Annotated in this window: 17 protein-coding genes and 2 pseudogenes; 9 read left to right on the plus strand and 10 right to left on the minus strand. The window is 62.5% G+C overall.

What is annotated here, in order from left to right; genetic code table 11:
• Positions 1-76: 76 nt before the first annotated feature.
• Both C4J93_RS11940 and C4J93_RS11945 read left to right on the plus strand, forming a co-directional pair.
• A pseudogene (locus tag C4J93_RS11940) lies at positions 77-1,401 on the plus strand (sugar ABC transporter substrate-binding protein).
• An 18-nt stretch (positions 1,402-1,419) separates the two neighbouring features.
• A complete protein-coding gene (locus C4J93_RS11945) occupies positions 1,420-2,193 on the plus strand; it encodes an L-iditol 2-dehydrogenase (RefSeq protein ID WP_124409639.1) in 774 nt (257 codons plus the stop codon).
• Between the two features lie 33 nt (positions 2,194-2,226).
• On the opposite strand, the gene C4J93_RS11950 is transcribed toward C4J93_RS11945, so the two are convergent.
• Positions 2,227-2,919, minus strand: a complete 693-nt coding sequence (locus C4J93_RS11950) for an NUDIX hydrolase (protein WP_124429411.1) — start codon at positions 2,917-2,919, stop codon at positions 2,227-2,229.
• Positions 2,920-3,065: 146 nt separating this feature from the next.
• Between C4J93_RS11950 and C4J93_RS11955 the strand changes: the two genes are divergently transcribed.
• The 3 genes from C4J93_RS11955 to nadE are packed head-to-tail and all read left to right on the plus strand — an operon-like array spanning position 3,066 to position 5,759.
• On the plus strand, positions 3,066-3,713 hold the full coding sequence (locus C4J93_RS11955; RefSeq protein ID WP_124429412.1) for an isochorismatase family protein: 648 nt from the start codon (positions 3,066-3,068) through the stop codon (positions 3,711-3,713).
• 11 nt (positions 3,714-3,724) lie between these two features.
• Complete coding sequence (pncB, locus tag C4J93_RS11960; protein ID WP_124370460.1) at positions 3,725-4,942, plus strand: nicotinate phosphoribosyltransferase; 1,218 nt, start codon at positions 3,725-3,727, stop codon at positions 4,940-4,942.
• Position 4,943: 1 nt separating this feature from the next.
• Positions 4,944-5,759 (plus strand): ammonia-dependent NAD(+) synthetase, encoded by an 816-nt coding sequence (gene nadE, locus C4J93_RS11965; protein ID WP_124429413.1) that lies wholly within the window; start codon positions 4,944-4,946, stop codon positions 5,757-5,759.
• On the opposite strand, the gene C4J93_RS11970 is transcribed toward nadE, so the two are convergent.
• From C4J93_RS11970 to C4J93_RS12000, 7 genes and pseudogenes are all read right to left on the minus strand, one after another.
• Positions 5,760-6,791, minus strand: coding sequence for an ABC transporter substrate-binding protein (locus C4J93_RS11970; protein ID WP_124429414.1), 1,032 nt, complete (start codon positions 6,789-6,791; stop codon positions 5,760-5,762).
• A gap of 13 nt (positions 6,792-6,804) precedes the next feature.
• A complete protein-coding gene (locus C4J93_RS11975) occupies positions 6,805-7,848 on the minus strand; it encodes an NAD(P)/FAD-dependent oxidoreductase (protein ID WP_372238179.1) in 1,044 nt (347 codons plus the stop codon).
• A gap of 50 nt (positions 7,849-7,898) precedes the next feature.
• A complete protein-coding gene (locus tag C4J93_RS11980; protein WP_124429416.1) occupies positions 7,899-9,242 on the minus strand; it encodes an NAD(P)/FAD-dependent oxidoreductase in 1,344 nt (447 codons plus the stop codon).
• Positions 9,239-9,529, minus strand: coding sequence for a (2Fe-2S)-binding protein (locus C4J93_RS11985; protein ID WP_124366768.1), 291 nt, complete (start codon positions 9,527-9,529; stop codon positions 9,239-9,241). Before C4J93_RS11985 ends, C4J93_RS11980 begins: the two co-directional genes overlap by 4 nt.
• On the minus strand, positions 9,529-10,323 hold the full coding sequence (locus C4J93_RS11990) for an ABC transporter permease (RefSeq protein ID WP_124370465.1): 795 nt from the start codon (positions 10,321-10,323) through the stop codon (positions 9,529-9,531). The genes C4J93_RS11985 and C4J93_RS11990 overlap by 1 nt, the downstream gene beginning before the upstream one ends.
• 4 nt (positions 10,324-10,327) lie before the next feature.
• Positions 10,328-11,173 carry an ABC transporter permease gene (locus C4J93_RS11995; protein ID WP_124406997.1) on the minus strand — a complete coding sequence of 282 codons (846 nt, stop codon included), beginning with the start codon at positions 11,171-11,173 and terminating at the stop codon, positions 10,328-10,330.
• Positions 11,170-12,197: pseudogene (locus C4J93_RS12000) on the minus strand (ABC transporter ATP-binding protein). Before C4J93_RS12000 ends, C4J93_RS11995 begins: the two are co-directional and overlap by 4 nt.
• A 238-nt stretch (positions 12,198-12,435) precedes the next feature.
• Between C4J93_RS12000 and C4J93_RS12005 the strand changes: the two are divergent.
• From C4J93_RS12005 to C4J93_RS12020, 4 genes are all read left to right on the plus strand, one after another.
• Entirely contained in the window at positions 12,436-13,269 is an 834-nt protein-coding gene (locus tag C4J93_RS12005; RefSeq protein WP_124429417.1) for an IclR family transcriptional regulator, read from the plus strand.
• Between the two features lie 241 nt (positions 13,270-13,510).
• On the plus strand, positions 13,511-14,716 hold the full coding sequence (locus C4J93_RS27210) for a hypothetical protein (protein WP_177413531.1): 1,206 nt from the start codon (positions 13,511-13,513) through the stop codon (positions 14,714-14,716).
• 224 nt (positions 14,717-14,940) lie between these two features.
• Positions 14,941-16,296, plus strand: coding sequence for an MATE family efflux transporter (locus C4J93_RS12015; protein ID WP_124362543.1), 1,356 nt, complete (start codon positions 14,941-14,943; stop codon positions 16,294-16,296).
• A gap of 39 nt (positions 16,297-16,335) precedes the next feature.
• On the plus strand, positions 16,336-17,541 hold the full coding sequence (locus tag C4J93_RS12020; RefSeq protein WP_124429418.1) for an MFS transporter: 1,206 nt from the start codon (positions 16,336-16,338) through the stop codon (positions 17,539-17,541).
• On the opposite strand, the gene C4J93_RS12025 is transcribed toward C4J93_RS12020, so the two are convergent.
• Entirely contained in the window at positions 17,508-17,873 is a 366-nt protein-coding gene (locus C4J93_RS12025) for a type II toxin-antitoxin system HicB family antitoxin (RefSeq protein WP_124362545.1), read from the minus strand. The two genes, C4J93_RS12020 and C4J93_RS12025, sit on opposite strands and share 34 nt — an antisense overlap.
• Positions 17,870-18,121, minus strand: a complete 252-nt coding sequence (locus C4J93_RS12030) for a type II toxin-antitoxin system HicA family toxin (RefSeq protein ID WP_124429419.1) — start codon at positions 18,119-18,121, stop codon at positions 17,870-17,872. The genes C4J93_RS12025 and C4J93_RS12030 overlap by 4 nt, the downstream gene beginning before the upstream one ends.
• Between the last annotated feature and the right edge of the window lie 154 nt (positions 18,122-18,275).

Consider the following 18,275-nt stretch of genomic DNA (forward strand, 5'->3'; position numbering starts at 1 on the left):
TCCACGGGTTTGTGAGAAACCGGCCCAAGCTGCTGTAATCGGCGCTCAATAACAAAAACAACCGGTGGACACCGCCATGCTATCAACCCGCAAAGCCACGCTTGCCCAAACGCTGTTGCTGCTCTCCGGCCTGGCCATGAGCCTGCCCAGCCAGGCCGCCGACACCCTGACCATCGCCACGGTCAACAACAGCGACATGATCCGCATGCAGCGCCTGTCCAAGGTGTTCCAAGCGCAGCACCCAGACATCCAGCTCAATTGGGTGGTGCTCGAAGAAAACGTGCTGCGCCAGCGCCTCACCACCGATATCGCCACCCAGGGCGGGCAGTTCGATGTGCTGACCATCGGCACCTACGAAACCCCGCTATGGGGCGCCAAACACTGGCTGGAGCCACTGACCGACCTGCCGGCCGACTACGATGTCGAGGACATCTTCCCCTCGGTGCGCCAGGGCCTGTCGGTGAATGGCACGCTCTACGCCTTGCCGTTCTACGGCGAAAGCACCGTGACCTATTACCGCACCGACCTGTTCAAACAAGCCGGCCTGAGCATGCCCGCGAATCCAACCTGGACCCAGCTCGGCGAATTCGCCGCCAAGCTGACGGTGAGGGACAAAGATCAATATGGCCTGTGCCTGCGCGGCAAAGCGGGTTGGGGCGAGAACGTTGCGTTGCTGAGCACCATGGCCAATGCGTTCGGCGCGCGCTGGTTCGATGAGCAATGGCAGCCCGAACTGACCAGCCCGAGTGGACGGCTGCGGCCAATTTCTATGTCAACAGCCTCAAGCAATACGGCCCGCCGGGCGTGTCGAGCAATGGTTTCAACGAAACCCTGGCGTTGTTCAACAGCGGCAAGTGTGCGATCTGGGTCGATGCCAGCGTTGCCGGCTCGTTCACCACCGACACCGGCCAAAGCAAAGTCGCCGATCGCGTAGGCTTCGCTGCGGCGCCCACTGAGGTCACCGATAAGGGCTCTTCCTGGCTCTACGCCTGGTCGCTGGCCATCCCGGCCACCTCCAAGCACAAAGACGCTGCCAAAGCCTTTATCCGTTGGGCGACGTCCAAGGATTACATCCAGCTGGTCGCTGAAAAAGAAGGCATCACCAACGTACCGCCAGGCACGCGGCAATCGACCTACAGCGAGGCGTACCTGAACGCGGCGCCGTTTGCCCAGGTCACGCTGCAGATGATGAAGCACGCCGACCCGGCGCACCCCTCGGCCAAACCGGTGCCGTACGTGGGCATCCAGTACGTGACGATTCCCGAATTCCAGGCCATCGGCACCTCCGTCGGCAAACTGTTTTCGGCAGCGCTCACCGGCGGTATGACGGTCGACCAGGCGCTGCAGCGGGCGCAGACCACCACCGAGCGCGAGATGAAACGCGCCGGTTATCCGAAGTAATTTTCACAGGACACCCCGATGAAACGACTTGAAGGTAAGAGCGCGCTGATCACCGGATCGGCGCGGGGGATTGGCCGCGCGTTTGCCCAGGCCTATATCCAGGAAGGCGCCACCGTCGCCATTGCCGATATCAACCTGCAGCGCGCCGAGCAGACGGCGGCCGAACTGGGCCCCCAGGCGTATGCGGTGGCGATGGACGTCACCGACCAGGCCTCCATCGACGCGGCAATGGCCGCCGTGGTCGCCCATGCCGGCAAGCTGGATATTCTGGTGAACAACGCGGCGCTGTTCGACCTGGCCCCCATCGTCGACATCACCCGCGACAGCTATGACCGGCTGTTTTCGATCAACGTCGCCGGTACGCTGTTTACCCTGCAGGCCGCCGCGCGGCAGATGATTCGCCAGGGCCACGGCGGCAAGATCATCAACATGGCCAGCCAGGCCGGACGACGCGGCGAGGCGCTGGTGGCGGTGTATTGCGCGACCAAGGCGGCAGTGATCAGCCTGACGCAATCGGCGGGGCTGAATCTGATCAAACAGGGCATCAACGTCAATGCCATCGCCCCGGGTGTGGTGGACGGTGAGCACTGGGATGGGGTGGATGCGCTGTTCGCCAGGCATGAGGGCCTGGCGCCGGGCGAGAAGAAAAAGCGGGTAGGCGACGAGGTGCCTTATGGGCGGATGGGCACGGCGCAAGACCTGACCGGCATGGCGATCTTCCTGGCTTCGAAGGAGGCTGACTATGTGGTCGCACAGACTTACAACGTCGATGGTGGCAATTGGATGAGCTAGAGCCATCGGTCACCCGTGGATCTCCATGTCCGGTCACTCGGCAAAACTGCGGTCGAAGAAGTAAATCTCTCCTGGCTTCAACATCTCCAGCGTCGCCTGTGGCCTGCCGCCTTCACCCTGCTTCTTGCGCCCCGTCTCACGCAAATATCCCGCTTGCGTCAGCTTCAACAACCGCTGGCGCACGCTGGTCTTGAGCACCGGCCGCGCCAGTACCAGGGAAAAGATCGCGGTCGCTTGCGGCGCACTGAATTCCTTGCCCAGAAACATCAGCGGCAAGCTGCTGTACAGCGCTTTGGACAACAGCCGTTCCTGCACCGCCGCGACGATCAGATTGTGATCGAAGGGCAGCTTGATGCTGCCGTCCGCCACCGCGTTGAGGGAAAACCAGGCCTGATGTTCACCCAGCGTCACCTCATCCGCCACAATCGCCAGGTAGTAAGTGGATGACGACCAGCAGCGCGGGTCGCGAAACGCATCGCCCACCGTGCCAACCTGCTCGCTCCAGGCCAGCTCCAGGCCGACTTTGTCACTGGCGCGCAACCGTTCCACGGCATCCTTGAGGCTCAGATCCTGCACGCCGCCATTGACCACCACACCCGGCAGCGCCCAATGCCTGGCGAAGGGCTCGGCGTCACGTTTGTTCAGCAGCAGTTTGAGTTCGCCCGAGGCGCGGCAGTAAAACACTGCGCACAGGTCGACGGTGTGGAGGTAGGCGCTAAGTGGCATGTGAAGTCCTTCTGAACGGCAGTGGGGCACAGTCTAACGGATCGAACCGCTATGTCATGTACTTGCTGAAGTACCGGTAAATAAATGTTTCTTGCAATGAAAGTACATGACATGTACTTTTGTTTCCAGGCCACCGGAGAATCACCATGACCCTCGCCAAAACTGCCATCGCTTCATTCGATGTCGACGCCCAGAAGAGTTTCACACCGCTGTGTCCCGACGAGTTGCCCGTCGTCGGCGGAGATCTGATCGGCGCCGAGCTCAACTACATGGCCAGCCTTGCCGGGCATCGCATCGGCAGCAAAGACGCCCACACCCCACACGCGCCCTGGGTGGTCGCGCAGCACAGCCAGATGCTGCAACCCACGGGCCTCGTTCACGCCGATGTCACCTGGGTCAGCCACTGCGTACCCGGCACCGAGGGCTTCACCTTGCTGGATGAGTTGCCCACCCCGTATGAGTACGACTACTTCATCTGGAAGGGTGTCGAACCCGACCTGCACCCTTACGGCGCGTGCTACCACGACCTGCACGACAAGTTGTCGACGGGCGTCATCGAATACCTCAAGGCTCACGGTGTCGTGCGCGTCATCGTTGGTGGCCTGGCCCTGGACTACTGCGTCAAGACCACCGCCTTGCAACTGCTCAAGGCCGGGCTGCAAGTGGTGCTGCACCTGCCGGCGTGTCGGGGCATCACTGAGGCGGGCGGGGTTCAGGCCGTCAATGGGTTGCTTGAGGCCGGCGCTGTCATCAGCAGTACCCGCGAAGAACTGGCCGCGATGGCCACGCGTTAAGGAGACTCACCATGGAAAGTGCGTATGACGATAAATCCCCGGTCATCCAGGGCTTGCTCGACACCGATTACTACACCTTCACCATGATGCAGGCGGTGCTGCACCAGCATCCCAACGTAGACGTGGAATACAACTTCATCGTCCGCTCCAGGGAAAAACTCGGCCACCTGATCCCGGCGTTGCGAACCGAGCTGGAAAAACTTGCCGGCCTGCAGATGCGCGAAGGCGAGCTGCGCTTCCTGTTCAACCCGCGTTTTCGCGAATACCTCACGCCGGATTACGAGCGCTTCCTAGGCCTGTTTCGCTTCGACCTGCGCTATATCCACGTCAGTGAAGTAGACGGCCAACTGAACATCCGCGTGATCGGCCCGATGCTGCATTGCATCATGTTCGAGCAACCGGTCCTGGCGCTGGTCAGCGAACTGCGCAACCGCGACAAATACCCTGACGTGACCCTCGAAGACGTCACCCGCAAGCTGTATCAGAAGTTCGACTGGCTGGAGAAGAACCTCAGCCGCGAGGAGCTCGCCGACCTGCGCGTTTCCGACTTCTCCACCCGCCGGCGCCTGTCGTTCAAGGCCCAGCGCGAAGTAGTCGACATCATGCGCCGCGACTTTCCCGGCCAGTTCCTTGGCACCAGCAATGCGCACCTGGCCTACGAATTCAACCTGCCACTGATCGGCACCATGGCCCACCAATGGCTGATGGTGCATCAGCAACTGGGCCGTCTGCGCGAAAGCCAGAACGCCGCCCTGGAGAACTGGGTGCGCGAGTACCGTGGCCGTCTCGGTATGGCCCTGACCGACTGCATCAGCACCGATTTCTTCCTCAAGGATTTCGACCTGTACTTCGCCAAGCTCTACGACGGCCTCCGCCAGGACTCGGGTGACCCCATCGCTTGGGCCGACAAAGTCCTGGCCAGATATAAGGAACTCGGCATCGACCCCATGACCAAAGACCTTATGTTCTCCGATGGTCTGAATTTCGAAAAATGCCTGCCGATCCTGCGGCACATCCGTGGCAAGGCGCGGTTCGGCTTCGGCATGGGCACCAGCCTGGCCTGTGATGTGGACGGCGTCGAGCCGCTGAGCATCGTGATGAAGCTGGTGCGGGTACACGGTGAGCCGGTGGTGAAATTCTCCGATGACCCGGTCAAGAACGTCTGCGAAGACCCGTCGTTTTTGCAGTACGCGGCACAAGTATTCAACGTTGGTAGCGTGGAGGAATGACATGCAGACTCAAGAACGGATCGCACGTGAACTGAACGTCAACCGCTCGCTGGGCAAAGGTGGCGAGCCCGAGGAGATTCAACGGCGTATCGACTTCATCAAGACCACCTTGCGCCATTCAGGCTGCAAGGCGCTGGTGCTGGGCATCAGCGGCGGTGTCGACTCACTGGTCGCCGGCCGCCTGTGCCAGCTGGCGGCGCAGCAACTGCGCGAAGAAGACTACGCCGCGCGCTTTATCGCCATGCGTCTGCCCTATAAGACCCAGGGCGACGAACACGATGCCCAGGCTTCCCTGGACTTTATCCTGCCGGACCATATCGACACCCTCGACATCGCGGCCAGTGTCGACGGCCTGATGGCCAGCCTGGCCGCCGCCGAAGCCAGCGCCGCCCAACTCGATTTCATCAAGGGCAACGTCAAGGCCCGTGCGCGCATGATCGCGCAATACGCGGTCGCCAACCTGCACAATGGCCTGGTGGTCGGCACCGACCAGGCGGCCGAAGCGCTGATGGGCTTTTTCACCAAATTCGGCGACGGCGCCTGCGACCTGGCGCCGCTGTCCGGCCTGACCAAAACCCAGGTGCGCCTGCTGGCCACGGCCCTCGGCGCTCCAACGAACCTGGCGTACAAGCCGCCCACCGCGGACCTTGAAGAACTGGCACCGGGGAAACTGGATGAGGACGCCTACGGATGTTCGTATGAAGAAATCGATGCGTACCTGATGGGCGAGCCGGTGAGTGAGCGGGTGAGGGGATTAGTCGAGGCGGCCTACAGCAAGACAGCGCACAAACGCGCGCTGCCCTTCGTGCCGTTGTGATCAACGCTCGATCGAACGACTCCATCGCGCGTTCCACTCCGGACGCGCCTGGTTGACCTGGTCCCAATCGATCGAAATCGCCGTCTGCAGGTAACCCTGCATCGCCTCGACCCGCGCCCGGGTCTTGTCGGTGGTCGGTGTGGTCGGGTTTGACGGGATCTGGTCACCGTCTTCCAGTGCTGGCGCCTGGGCTTGGGCGCTGAGCAGGAAGGCCGCGAGCTTCTGCGCCAGTTCCGGCTGGTCATTGCGCGCGATCACACATTCGGCCACGTTCAGCACGACTGCGCCTTCCTTGGGTTGCGCATACTCCATGGGCACGCCGAGCAGTTTCTGGGTGGCGACCTGGGTCGGCGTCAGGGGGAAGATCGCCGCTTCGTCGGTTTGCACCATCTCGGAGATTTTTGCCGAACTGGCGATGTATTCCAGCACGTTGGGGCCGACGGTCTTCGGCCACGCCTTGAAGCCTGGCTCCACGTCGGCCTCGCTGCCGCCCTGGATACGGTTGAACATCAGGAAACCGTGCAAGCCGAAGGTGGAGGAGGCCAGGGACTGGAACACCACTTTTTCCTTGAAGCGCGGGTCGGCCAGGTCCATCCAGGAGGTGGGCGCGGCCCAGCCGTTTTCCTTGAACATTTTGGCGTTGTAGCCAAGGCCCGTGACGCCGAGGGTCACGGCCACGGCCTGGTCCTTGATTTTTGCCTTGGCCGGGATCTGTTCCAGGGTCGGGCTGGGCGCCAGTTTGTCGCACAGGCCCATGGAGATGGCGCGGTACATGATGCCGTCGTCGAGGAACATCACATGCATCTGCGGGTTGTCTTTGTTGGCCTGGACCTTGGCAAGAATGTCCGACGAGGTGCCCGGCACGATCACCACCTTGACGTCGTTGGCCTTCTCGAAGGCGGGCAGCACTTTATCGGCGTAGACCCGCTCCATGGTGCCGCCGTTCATGCCCAGGTACAGCGTGGGCGCGGCATGGGCATTGGACGCGAGCAAGGCGAGGGACAAGCAGGACAGCGCGGTACGTGGGTTCATGGGGTTTTTCCTCTCAGGCTTGGAAACGACGGATGGAAAACGCTTCAATGGGCTGGCGACTGGCACCCGCGCAGACGATCTCTGCCAGGGCTTCACCGACCGCAGGGCCGAGCTGGAACCCGGCGCCGGCAAAACCGAAACCGTGGAGCAGGCCAGGCTGGGTGCTGCTGGGGCCGATCACCGGTTCATGATCGGGTAAATAACCTTCGGTGCCGCTCCAGGTACGGATGGCCTGGGCCCCGCGCAGGAATGGGTACAACTCACCCGCATTGCGCAGGATCTCCAGCACCGCCGCCTGGCCGGGCCGGGCCTGCTGCGGGCCAAGGGCGAAGCCGCGACCACCGCCGAGGATGCAGTTGCCGCGCGCCACCTGCCGCGCATAGATGCCGCCGCCTTCGACGCCGGTGCTCACGTTCATCATCCTCGGCAACGGCTCGGTCACTAACATCGCCGGGTGTGCCGAGATCATCGGCACCGGTTCGCCAAATTGCGCGGCGACGCTGCCGGCCCACGCACCGGCGCAGTTGAGCAGCCATGGCGCTTGCAGGTGCAGGCCATTGGCGCAGTGCACCTGGAAGCGCTGGCCGTCATGGTCGATGCGGCTCACTTCTGCCTGCTCATAAATCCAGGCGCCACTGCGCTGCGCCGCTCGGGCGAAGGCCGGCGATACCAGGCGGGGATTGGCGTGGCCGTCGTCGGGGCAGAGCGAGGCGCCCACCGCGATATCGCCCACCCACGGGAAGCGCTCGCGCAACTGGGTGTAATCGAGCAATTGCAGGTTCAGGCCAAAGCCACGGGTGTGCGCGGCATAGGCTTCAAGCGCGGCGAAATCCCCATGGCTGCGCGCCAGTTTCAGATGCCCGGAGCGCACGTACTCGCCGTCGATGCCGATCAATCCAGGCAGGTCGGCCCACAACTGATGGGCGCGCTGTGACAGCGGTAACTGATGCAAGGGCCGCCCTTGGCGCCGCACCCCACCGTAATTCACGCCGCTGGAATGCGAGCCGCAAAAGTCGCGCTCGACCAGCGCCACCCGCTGACCCTGGCGCGCAAGCATCAAGGCCGCCGACGCGCCAACAATCCCGCCGCCCAACACAATAACGTCGATCACGGCTGCACCTGCACGCCGAACGGCAGCGGCTTGACCGGCGCCTGGGCACGCAGGCGTCCGACCTGATCAATGCTCCGCCCGCTGCGCTCGGCGACGATCTCCGCCGCCGCCAGCCCGCACATGCGCCCCTGGCAGCGGCCCATGCCGACGCGGCAATGCGCCTTGACCCGGTTGATCTCCCAGTGGCCTTCATCCACCACAGCGCGCACCTCGCCCACACTGACTTCTTCGCAGCGGCACAGGGTCAACGCATCCGGTGCCTGCGCGGCCCATTGTTCAGGGAAGGGAAACGCGGTTTCCAGGCCCTGGCGAAAGCGCTGGATGCGCGCCAGCTGCTGTTCCAGCCGGGTGATGCGACGCTGATCGACCCCCTTGCCGATATCTTCCAGTACGGCCAGCGCTGCACGCTCGCCGGCCAATTGCGCCGCATCGGCGCCCATGATGCCGGCGCCGTCGCCCGCCAGGTAAACCTGCGCCACGCTGCTGCGCCCGGCGCTGTCGCGGCGCGGCAACCAGGCCCGGTTCAGGCGGTTCCAGGCAAACGCGCAACCGAGCAGGTCTGCCAGTTGCGTCTCACTGCGCAGCGCGTGCGCGAAGGCCACGGCGTCGCACGCCAGGCGCTGTTCGCCCCAGCGAATACCGCTGACCCGCTGTTCGCCGTCAATCTGTCGCAGGGTGGCGCCCTGATGCACGGCAACCCCGTGGGCGGTCAGCCAGGCGCGGTAGTACACGCCCTTGGCCAGGGTCAGCGGCTGCCCGAGCAGCGCCGGCAGCGCACGGCATTGGGCGCGCAAGGGCGCGCTGTCGAGAACAGCCACCACCTGGGCGCCGGCCTTGGCATATTGGTACGCCACTAAATACAGCAAGGGCCCCGAACCACAGAACGCGACGCGCTCGCCGATGGCGCAGCCCTGATATTTCAACGCAATCTGCGCGGCGCCCAGGCTGTAGACGCCGGGCAAGGTCCAGCCTGGCACCGGCAGGATACGGTCGGTGGCCCCGGTGGCGACGATGACCCGCGAGTACTCGACGCGCTCGGCACGGCCCTCTGTGAGCGTGTCCAGGCAGGCGTCTTCGGCATTCCACACCAGGGTGTCGGGGCGGTAGTCGATCAGCGGCGCCAGCTCGTCCAAGGTGCGATGCACGGCCTGGGCCTTGCCCGCTTCAAAACCGTAGAGCTGCTTGGCCGAGCGTTGGAAGTTCACCGGTTGGCGCCGATAAACCTGCCCGCCGCCGCGCAGGCTTTCATCGATCAGGCACGGCTTGATGCCATGCTCGAGCAAGGTTCGCGCCGCCGTGATGCCGGCAGGGCCTGCGCCCACAATCACAATCGGTTTCATGCGTGGCGCCCCGGTTCACGGCTGATCGCCTGGCCCTCTTCCAGCAACGTCGAACAAGCGCGGACGCGGCGCCCGTCTGCAAGGCGCACCCAGCAGTCCTGGCAGGCGCCCATCAGGCAGAAACCGGCACGGCGCTCAGCGCTGAAATCGCTGCCGCGCAGGTGCTCGGCGCAGGTCAGAATGGCCGTCAGCAGGGTGTCGCCGAGCAAGCCTGCGGCCGGTTGGCCGTCCAGGGTGAACGCCAGGGCAGGGCGCTGGGTTTCAGCGAGTCGCTTGAACAGGGCCATCAGTGTTTCCCCACCAGCACGCGGTCCAGGCCGTACACCCGGTCGAGCAGAATCATGGTTGCCGCCGTCAGCGCGATCACCAGCGCCGAGACCGCCGCCATCATCGGGTCGATGGACTCGGTGGCGTACACGTACATGCGCACCGGCAGCGTTTGCGTGGCCGGTGAGCTGACGAAAATCGACAGGGTCACCTCATCGAAACTGTTGATGAACGCCAACAGCCAGCCACCGGCCACGCCCGGCAGAATCATCGGCAGCGTGATCTGGCGAAACAGCGTAAAGCGGCCGGCACCGAGGGATTCGGCGGCCTGTTCGGCACTGCGGTCGATACCGATGGCGGCCGCCAGCACCAGGCGCAGCACATAGGGCGTGATGATCACCACATGGGCGAGCATCAGCCAGGTGAAGCTGCCATTGACGCCCATCAGCGCAAACAGGCGCAACAGGGCGACGCCCAGGACCAGGTGCGGGATGATGATCGGCGACAGAAACAGCGCACTGAAAAAATCCCGTCCTGGAAACGCATAACGGCTGATCGCCAAAGCCGCCGGCACCGCGATCAGCGTGGCCAGGGTCGCGGCGGTAAACGCCAGGACCAGGCTGTTGTAGAACGCCTGGATAAAGTCGGCGCGCTCGAACACCGCGCGAAACCAGCGCAGGGAGAAGCCCGACGTGGGCAGGCTCAGGGTGTTTTCCGGGGTGAAGGCCACCAGGCACACCACCACCAGCGGCGCCAGCATGAACACCACCACCAGGGCGTGGAAACCGAGGGCCAACGGACCGTTTCTAGACATGCGCTCAAACCCCCAGGGACTTTTTGTAGCGGCCTTCGACCATGCGGTTCCAGCTCAGCATGATCAGCAGATTGACTAACAGCAGCACCACGGCGATGGTCGCGCCCATGGGCCAGTTGAGCTCCGAGAGGTATTGGTCGTACACCACCGTGGCGACCATTTTCAGGCGGCGCCCGCCGAGCAGGCCGGGGATGGCGAACGAGCTGGCGGCCAGGCCGAACACAATCAGGGTGCCGGACAGCACGCCGGGCATCACTTGGGGCAAGACGATCTTGCGCATCACCGTGGCCTGGCTGGCACCCAGCGACAACGCGGCCTGTTCAGCCGAGGGATCGAGCTTTTGCAAGGAGGTCCAGACCGGGATGATCATGAACGGCAGCATCACATGCACCAGCGCGATGATCACCGCGAACGGTGTATACAGCAGCTTCACCGGGCGGCCGCCGAGCAGTTGGATCACTTGGTTGACCAGCCCGTCGGCGCCGAGCAGCAGGCTCCAGCCAAAAGCGCGCACCACCACCGAAATCAGCAACGGCGTGAGGATCAGGATCAGGAAAATCGAGCGCCATGGCGTGCCCATGCGGCTGAGGATATAGGCCTCCGGTACGCCGATCACCACGCACAGCAGGGTCACCAGCGCACTGATCCAGAAGGTGCGCCAGAAGATCTCGTAGAAGTAGGCATCACTGAACAGCGACAGGTAATGAGCGAAGGTCCACTCATCGGCCTTCACGCCTACCTGGTAATCGAACACGTTGAACGACAGCACCAGTGTCAGGCCCAGCGGCAGCACCAACAGCCCGGCAAACAGCACCAGCGCCGGCAGGGACAGTAAGTAACCCCGGCTCATGGCTGCACCTCGTCCGGCGCCAAGACCCGCAACAGGTCCGCTTGCCAATCCAGGCCCACTGCCGCGCCGTTGCCCAGCGGCGCGCTGCCGTCATTGCTGCGTACCACGGTGATTTCGCCGAGGTCGGTATGGACCCGGTACAGCCACTGGCTGCCGAAGAAGTAACGGTCCAGCACCTTGCCCTGCAAGCGACCCGAGCCCGCGTCCAGCAGCTGTATTTTCTCCGGGCGCAGGCTCAGGGTCAGCGCGCCAGCGCCGCCCGTATGGCGCACTTGCGGAATGCCCAGGGCATCGTAGTCGCCAGCGAGCAGATTGGCCTTGCCGACGAAGTCCGAGATAAACCGTGTGCGCGGGTGCTCGTACAACCGGTAGGGCGCATCGATCTGGGTCACGCGCCCGGCCTGCATCACCACCACGCGGTCGCTGATCGATAGCGCCTCGGCCTGATCGTGGGTGACCATCAAGGTGGTGATGCCCACCGCGCATTGAATGCGGCGGATTTCGAACTGCATTTCTTCGCGCAGGTTGGCGTCGAGGTTGGACAGCGGCTCGTCCAGCAGCAGCACCGGCGGCTCGATCACCAGCGCGCGGGCCAGGGCCACGCGCTGGCGCTGGCCACCGGACAGCTGCCGGGGGTAGCGTTCGGCATGGGGGCCAGGCGCACCAGCTCCAGCACGGTCTTGACCTTGGCGGCGATCTCGTCGGCGGGCACCTTGCGCATCTTCAGGCCGAAGGCGACGTTGTCGCGCACCGTCATGTGCGGGAACAGCGCATAGCTCTGGAACACTACGCCCAGGCCCCGGCTGGCGGGCTTGGCATGGGTGATGTCGCGACCGTCGAGCAGGATCTGCCCGCCGCTCACATCGACGAAGCCGGCGATCATCTGCAAGGTGGTGGTCTTGCCGCAACCCGAGGGGCCGAGCAGGGAAACGAATTCGCCTTTTTCCACCGCAAGGTCGGTGGCGACCACCGCATCGACGGCGCCGTAGCGTTTGCTCAAGGCGCGAAGTTGGAGAAATGCCATGTCTGCGTTCCACCTGTTTGAGTCGCGTCGAAACGCGCTTTTTTGTTTTGGGCAGATGCGAAAGAACAGTTGCGGGTGCGCTGGCGCTCGATCTTCGGTCGGCTGCCGGTTGTTGTTCGTTTCGCCCCTGTGGACGCAGATTAGGACGAAGACTAGAGTGGACGGAAGACGGTATTTCACTGAATGGATGATTATTTTCTGTTTTATTCATTCATCAGAATTTAGTTGGAGATAAGGCGTGAATGATTCCACTGAGCGGAATGAAGGAGCCAGGGAAGTTGGCTCAGGTGGCGTCTCTCGCCTGTTCGCACTGCTGCGCACCCTTGGTGAAGTGCCGGAAGGCGGTGAACGCGTGACCCAGCTTGCGCAGCAGGTCGGCCTCTCGCAACCGACCACCCACCGCCTGCTGCGCAGCCTGATCGACGAAGGCATGGTCGAGCAGGACGCGCGCAGCAAGCGCTACCGTTTGAGCCTGGAGTTTTTTGCCCTGGCGGCGAATGCCGGCAAAACCGGCAACCTGCGCGACCTGGTACGGCCAAGCCTGTTGCGCTTGAGTGCGTCGCTGGGCGATTCGCTGTTCCTGCTGGCCCGCAGTGGCTTCGACGCGATCTGCCTGGACCGCAGCGAAGGCCCGTACCCGATCCGTACCTTCACCGGCGATATCGGTGGGCGCGTGGCGCTAGGCGTGGGGCAGGGCAGCCTGGCGATCCTGGCGTTCCTGCCCGAGGAAGAGCGCGAAACGGTAATCCGCTACAACCTGCCACGGCTCAAGGATTTCCATGTGTACGACGAGGTGCTGTTGCGTTCGGAGGTCGAGAATGTGCGCAGCCTGGGGTATGCCGCGCGCAACACGGGCGTGCTCGAAGGCATGGCCGGGCTGGCGGTGCCCATTCTCAACCGTGACGGGCATGCGGTGGCGGCGTTGAGCGTAGCGACCATCAGTGATCGCCTGGGGCCGAGCCGTTTGCCGATGGTGGTGGAATTGTTGAAGCGCGAGGCGGCGGCGATCGGGCCGCGGATCAATCCGTTTGATCCGACGTTGCGCCGGCCTTCGCAGGCGTTTGGTGGGTAGTCCATGTCTGATGCGCAAGCGTATATGAGAGAGCGGGGCTTTCAGATCGGTCCTACGCAAATGCAATTCTTTTTCGCATCGTTGCACAGGCTTTTACTTCGCGTGCGACGGTACATTCCTTGCGTGTAACTGCATGTTTATTTGGAACTGCACTGTTTTCGGTTGCCACCAAGAGGTAGCTGAATCGAGGGCTTACTGGCCTGGTTAAGCAGTTGTTACGTCCAAGACATGAGGTGTTGCAATGAATCCTAATTTCAGCCCGCTGCTCTGTTCGCCTCCATCCGCACAGAACTGCGGGTATTCCCCTGCCGATTATGGGCGCAATGCTACTGCGAACATGCCGAGCAACATGACCAGCTATTATTCCAATTCGGATGTTGCAAAGCTGCTGCTCCACAACTTCGAATACTTCAGTACGCCTGAAAGTGCATTCGTTTCGCGAAACTCGCTTACTGACGTGGCCAATCGTCCATTGGGAATCAGCGTTTACGATGATCAGATGACGTTACTTGCCAGGGATATAGTGGGACGGGACGGCCTCTCAAACTTTTTTGATCGCGCTCAGAACGGTGGTCATGAAGATGGGCTGATCAACCGAGCGGATTTGCAGCTAGCCATCGACCAGTTAGGTCCGCAACCACGGGCGGGGAATGAGTTCGCAACGGGTTATAACGGCGCGATGCGGCAACAGAGGGTCAACCAGCAGTTTGCTTCTCAGTTCTGCGCACAGCCTTCGTCCGGCGGGCCGCGCGGCATGGAAGGCTGGGGCGCGTTGTCGCCTGCACCGCGAGTGTACGCGGCGCCGCAGCCGTCCTATGGGGGGACGCCAGTCAATCAACAATGGACTCCCACGATGGCTGGAGGTCGACCGTATGCGAATGAGAGTAACGAGTCCTTATCGGCCAAAGTGCTCTCCCATTTCAGCAACCTGCAAGACCCCTCAACGGGAACGATCACTGACGCGTCACTGAGCGCTGCAGCGTCGGGACACGCTCTGGATGGACGGCCCATCAGTGCGGCGGATGCCGCTATCGCGCAGGAGCTGTTGGAGCGGGGCCAACTGTTCAAGACCCTTGATCAAGGCCGCAGCGGCACACTTGACGGCAGTATTTCCCGGCAGGATCTGGGCGATGCAGCGAGTGAGTACCGCACAATGAGCAACGCCGGGCTGCTACAGGCCGTGAAAGATAATTTCAGGCAGTTTACCGCCGGTGCGGATGACAATTATGTCAACGCCAATGAGCTGAAAGAGGCAGCCGGTCTCATTCCGTCCGACCGAACGTTCAGCCCGCAAGCGCGCGAAGTGGCGTTGGAGTTGCTCAATCGTCCGGGATTATTGCGCGAGTTGGATATCGGCGTTCGGGAAGACGGTACGCCAGGCGCTGAAGACAAACGTTTCGACATGGTTAACATCGACCATATGATCGAGAAAGAATCCTTCACGTAGCGAGCCAAGCCTTGAGCCAACGCACCTGTGGGTAATTACTCCGTGGCTGCGGGTGGGCAGGATCAAATGAGCGCCAACGGCTGCTTCCGGTGACTCGGGTAGCAGCCGTCGGTGCTCAAGAGGCTTGTGCAGCGGGATCGTCATCTCGGCGTAGCATTCGCGGTTCAGCGCCAATAGACTCAAGCGATTGACGACACCACCGAGACCCAGGGCCCCGAATCATCATGGAAGTCATCCAACAACGACCGCTGTGGCAGGTCTATCTGTTTTTCCTGGCACCGATGGTGCTGTCCAACTTTCTGCAAAGCTTTTCCGGCACGCTCAACGGTATCTATGTCGGGCAGATGCTGGGTACCCACGCGCTGGCGGCGGTATCGGGCATGTTTCCCATCGTGTTTTTCTTCATTGCCCTGGTGATTGGCCTGGGTGCTGGCGCCTCGGTGTTGATCGGCCAGGCCTGGGGCGCCCGCGAGACGGGAATGGTCAAGGTGATCACCGGCGCTACGCTGACCCTCGGCGCGCTGGTGGGTTTGGTCGCAGCCCTGCTTGGCAGCCTGTTGGCCCGCCCCGCGTTGCAGGCGTTGGGAACCCCTGTCGATGTGCTTGACGATGCGGTGGGCTACGCCCAAGTGATGATGCTGATCATGCCGCTGCTGCTGGTGTTCATTCTTTATACCCAACTGCTACGCGGCGTCAGCGATACCGTTTCACCGTTGTTGGCCTTGATGGTGTCGACCCTGGTGGGTTTGCTGCTGACGCCAGCGCTGATTCGCGGCTGGATCGGCCTGCCGCCCATGGGCATCCAGAGTGCGGCGTACGCGGGGCTGGCGGGGAATGCCTTGGCGATGCTGTTCCTGATCCTTCGCCTGCGCCACAAAAACTCGGTGATGGCGCCGGATCGCGACATGCTCGCCGCCTTGCGCCTGGACCGGGTGATCCTCGGCAAGGTCCTGCGCATCGGCCTGCCGACAGGCCTGCAGATGGTGGTGCTGTCGTTGTCGGAGCTGGTCATCCTGGCGCTGGTCAACGGCCACGGTTCCCAGGCGACGGCTGCGTACGGCGCGGTGACGCAGATCGTCAACTACGTGCAGTTTCCGGCGCTGTCGATTGCTATCACCGCCTCGATCCTGGGGGCCCAGGCGATTGGCGCCGGGCGCCTGGAGCGCATCGGGCCGATTCTGCGCACCGGGCTGCTGATCAACACCGCCCTTACCGGTGGGCTGATCGTGCTCGGCTATGGGCTTTCGCATTGGCTGCTGGGGCTGTTCATCACCGACGCCGCCGCGCGCGTCAACGCTGAGCACCTGTTGCACATCATGTTGTGGAGCATCCTGGTGTTCGGTTTCCAGGCCGTTATCGGCGGGATCATGCGCGCCAGCGGTGTGGTGTTGATACCGGTCGCCATCTCGATTTTCTGTGTGCTATGCGTGGAATTGCCGGTGGCCTACCTGTTCAATGCGCATTTTGGCCTCGAAGGCGTGTGGATGGCGTTTCCGGTGACTTACCTGGCGATGCTGGTGCTGCAGACCGCGTATTACCGTCTGGTATGGCGGCATAAGCAGATCAAGCGGCTGCTGTGATAAAAGGTTGCCCACCCAAGCAGAGAAGGCGCTTTATCGATGGCTAACCCTTACGCCGAGCTGTTCCAGGTGCCAGGCGCTCGCGCCTTTGTGCTGGCGGGCATGCTGGCACGCATGCCGATCTCCATGACCGGGATTGGCCTGATCACCATGCTCTCGCAAGTGCATGGCGGTTACGGTCTGGCGGGTTCGGTGGCGGCGGTATTCGCGTTGGCCACCGCGTTTTGCGCACCGCAGGTGTCACGCCTGGTGGACCGCTACAGCCAGGGCAGGGTGCTGCCCATTGCCGCGTCGATCGGTGGCGGCGCGTTGTTGATGGTGTTGCTGTGCACGCGTTTGCAGGCGCCAGGCTGGACGTTGTTCCTGTTCGCCGCATTGGCCGGCTGCATGCCCAATATGTCGGCGATGGTGCGGGCGCGCTGGACCGAGCTGTACCGTGGCCAGCCCAAGCTGCACACCGCCTTTGCCCTGGAGTCGGTACTCGATGAAGTGTGCTTCATCATCGGCCCGCCCATTTCCGTCGGCCTCAGTGTGGTGCTGTTCCCCGAGGCCGGGCCTTTGGTGGCGGCCGTATTGCTGGCGGTGGGTGTGACCACCTTCGTATTGCAACGCACCACTGAACCGCCGGTGCATGCACGTCACGATCATCACGAGCGCTGGTTGATCGCCTCGCCGTCGGTGCTGATCCTGATGACCCTGTTGCTCGCCATGGGTGTGATCGTCGGTGTGGTGGATGTGGTCAGCGTCGCGTTCGCCCAGCAGGCGGGCCATCCGACGGCAGCCAGTATTGTGTTGTCGGTTTACGCCATCGGTTCCTGCCTGGCAGGCTTGGCCTTCGGCATGCTCAAGCTCAAGGCGCCGCTGCCCCGGCAGTTTCTGTACTGCGGCGTAGCCACGGCGCTGACCACGTTGCCGTTACTGTTGGTGACTGACATTCCGGGGCTGGCCGTGGCGATCTTTATCTCCGGTCTGTTCTTCGCCCCGACCCTGATCGTGTCCATGGCGCTGGTGGAGCAAGTCGTCCCACCCAGCCGCCTCACCGAAGGCATGACCTGGCTGATCACCGGCCTGAGCATCGGCGTAGCCATCGGCGCCGCCAGCTCCGGCTGGATGATTGACCACTTTGGCGCCGCCAGCGGGTTCCGGGTGGCACTGGCGGCGGGGCTGGTCGTGTTGGGTTCGGCGGTGCTGGGGTATCGGCGGTTAGGCAGTCAGCCAGTCGCCGCGCAAGGCTGCGGGAAATGATGGTGTAGAAACTCATCCAGCGCCTGGCGTGTCAGGTCGTTCAACGTCACCTTCTTGCGGTTCGCCGCCAACGCTGCTGCCAGATGCAGGTCATGGCCGACGCGTACATTGAACGAGCCCTTGCATGGCTTTTCAGGAGTTTGCCCGAGCGACTGGCAGGTGGCGAGGTAATCGTCCACCGCCTCTTGGAAGGCCGCGTCCAACTCTGCGACGGTTTTGCCTTCGTAGCTCACCAGGGCCTTGATGAACAGGATTTTGCCGAACAGGCAGTTGTCCTCGAGGCTGGCTTCGATGGAGCCGATGTAGCCTTTGTGTTTCAGCTGGTTGTTCACTGAATCAGTTCTCCTGATTTCAATTGTTCGATGATTTGGCGCCGAATGTAGTGTTTCAGTTCGTTGCCGGGGTGAGGCTTGTGCAAGGTGATCATTGCATTGGGGTCGCCAATGTCGAATTTGACCCGGCTTCCAGCCCCTTCAATCTGTGTGTAACCCAGTCGACTTAACAGGGTTACGAGTTCAGACCAGGTGAATGCCATGTGCTCATTGAGCAGTTTGGCGAGCAGCTTTTCATTTTTGGACACGGCGTTCCCTGCGTGTAACTAAATGTAGTTGCAAAAAGTGGTGTACGTCAATGCTAGCTCGGTCTGATGCGTCTTTCCCGAGATTGATGTAACCCGTGATGACACCTCGCTTGCAGGCCCCCATTGCTCGCTAATTTTTCCCTCTGCGGTTCGT

The sequence above is a fragment of the Pseudomonas sp. R2-37-08W genome (assembly GCF_003851705.1).
Lineage (GTDB): Bacteria > Pseudomonadota > Gammaproteobacteria > Pseudomonadales > Pseudomonadaceae > Aquipseudomonas.

What these genes read in the sequence shown, in the direction of transcription:
- C4J93_RS11945 (WP_124409639.1), top strand. Translation starts at nt 1,420, where the DNA reads ATGAAACGACTTGAAGGTAAGAGCGCGCTGATCACCGGATCGGCGCGG.
- C4J93_RS11950 (WP_124429411.1), bottom strand. Translation starts at nt 2,919, where the DNA reads ATGCCACTTAGCGCCTACCTCCACACCGTCGACCTGTGCGCAGTGTTT.
- C4J93_RS11955 (WP_124429412.1), top strand. Translation starts at nt 3,066, where the DNA reads ATGACCCTCGCCAAAACTGCCATCGCTTCATTCGATGTCGACGCCCAG.
- pncB (WP_124370460.1), top strand. Translation starts at nt 3,725, where the DNA reads ATGGAAAGTGCGTATGACGATAAATCCCCGGTCATCCAGGGCTTGCTC.
- nadE (WP_124429413.1), top strand. Translation starts at nt 4,944, where the DNA reads ATGCAGACTCAAGAACGGATCGCACGTGAACTGAACGTCAACCGCTCG.
- C4J93_RS11970 (WP_124429414.1), bottom strand. Translation starts at nt 6,791, where the DNA reads ATGAACCCACGTACCGCGCTGTCCTGCTTGTCCCTCGCCTTGCTCGCG.
- C4J93_RS11975 (WP_372238179.1), bottom strand. Translation starts at nt 7,848, where the DNA reads ATGCTTGCGCGCCAGGGTCAGCGGGTGGCGCTGGTCGAGCGCGACTTT.
- C4J93_RS11980 (WP_124429416.1), bottom strand. Translation starts at nt 9,242, where the DNA reads ATGAAACCGATTGTGATTGTGGGCGCAGGCCCTGCCGGCATCACGGCG.
- C4J93_RS11985 (WP_124366768.1), bottom strand. Translation starts at nt 9,529, where the DNA reads ATGGCCCTGTTCAAGCGACTCGCTGAAACCCAGCGCCCTGCCCTGGCG.
- C4J93_RS11990 (WP_124370465.1), bottom strand. Translation starts at nt 10,323, where the DNA reads ATGTCTAGAAACGGTCCGTTGGCCCTCGGTTTCCACGCCCTGGTGGTG.
- C4J93_RS11995 (WP_124406997.1), bottom strand. Translation starts at nt 11,173, where the DNA reads ATGAGCCGGGGTTACTTACTGTCCCTGCCGGCGCTGGTGCTGTTTGCC.
- C4J93_RS27210 (WP_177413531.1), top strand. Translation starts at nt 13,511, where the DNA reads ATGAATCCTAATTTCAGCCCGCTGCTCTGTTCGCCTCCATCCGCACAG.
- C4J93_RS12015 (WP_124362543.1), top strand. Translation starts at nt 14,941, where the DNA reads ATGGAAGTCATCCAACAACGACCGCTGTGGCAGGTCTATCTGTTTTTC.
- C4J93_RS12020 (WP_124429418.1), top strand. Translation starts at nt 16,336, where the DNA reads ATGGCTAACCCTTACGCCGAGCTGTTCCAGGTGCCAGGCGCTCGCGCC.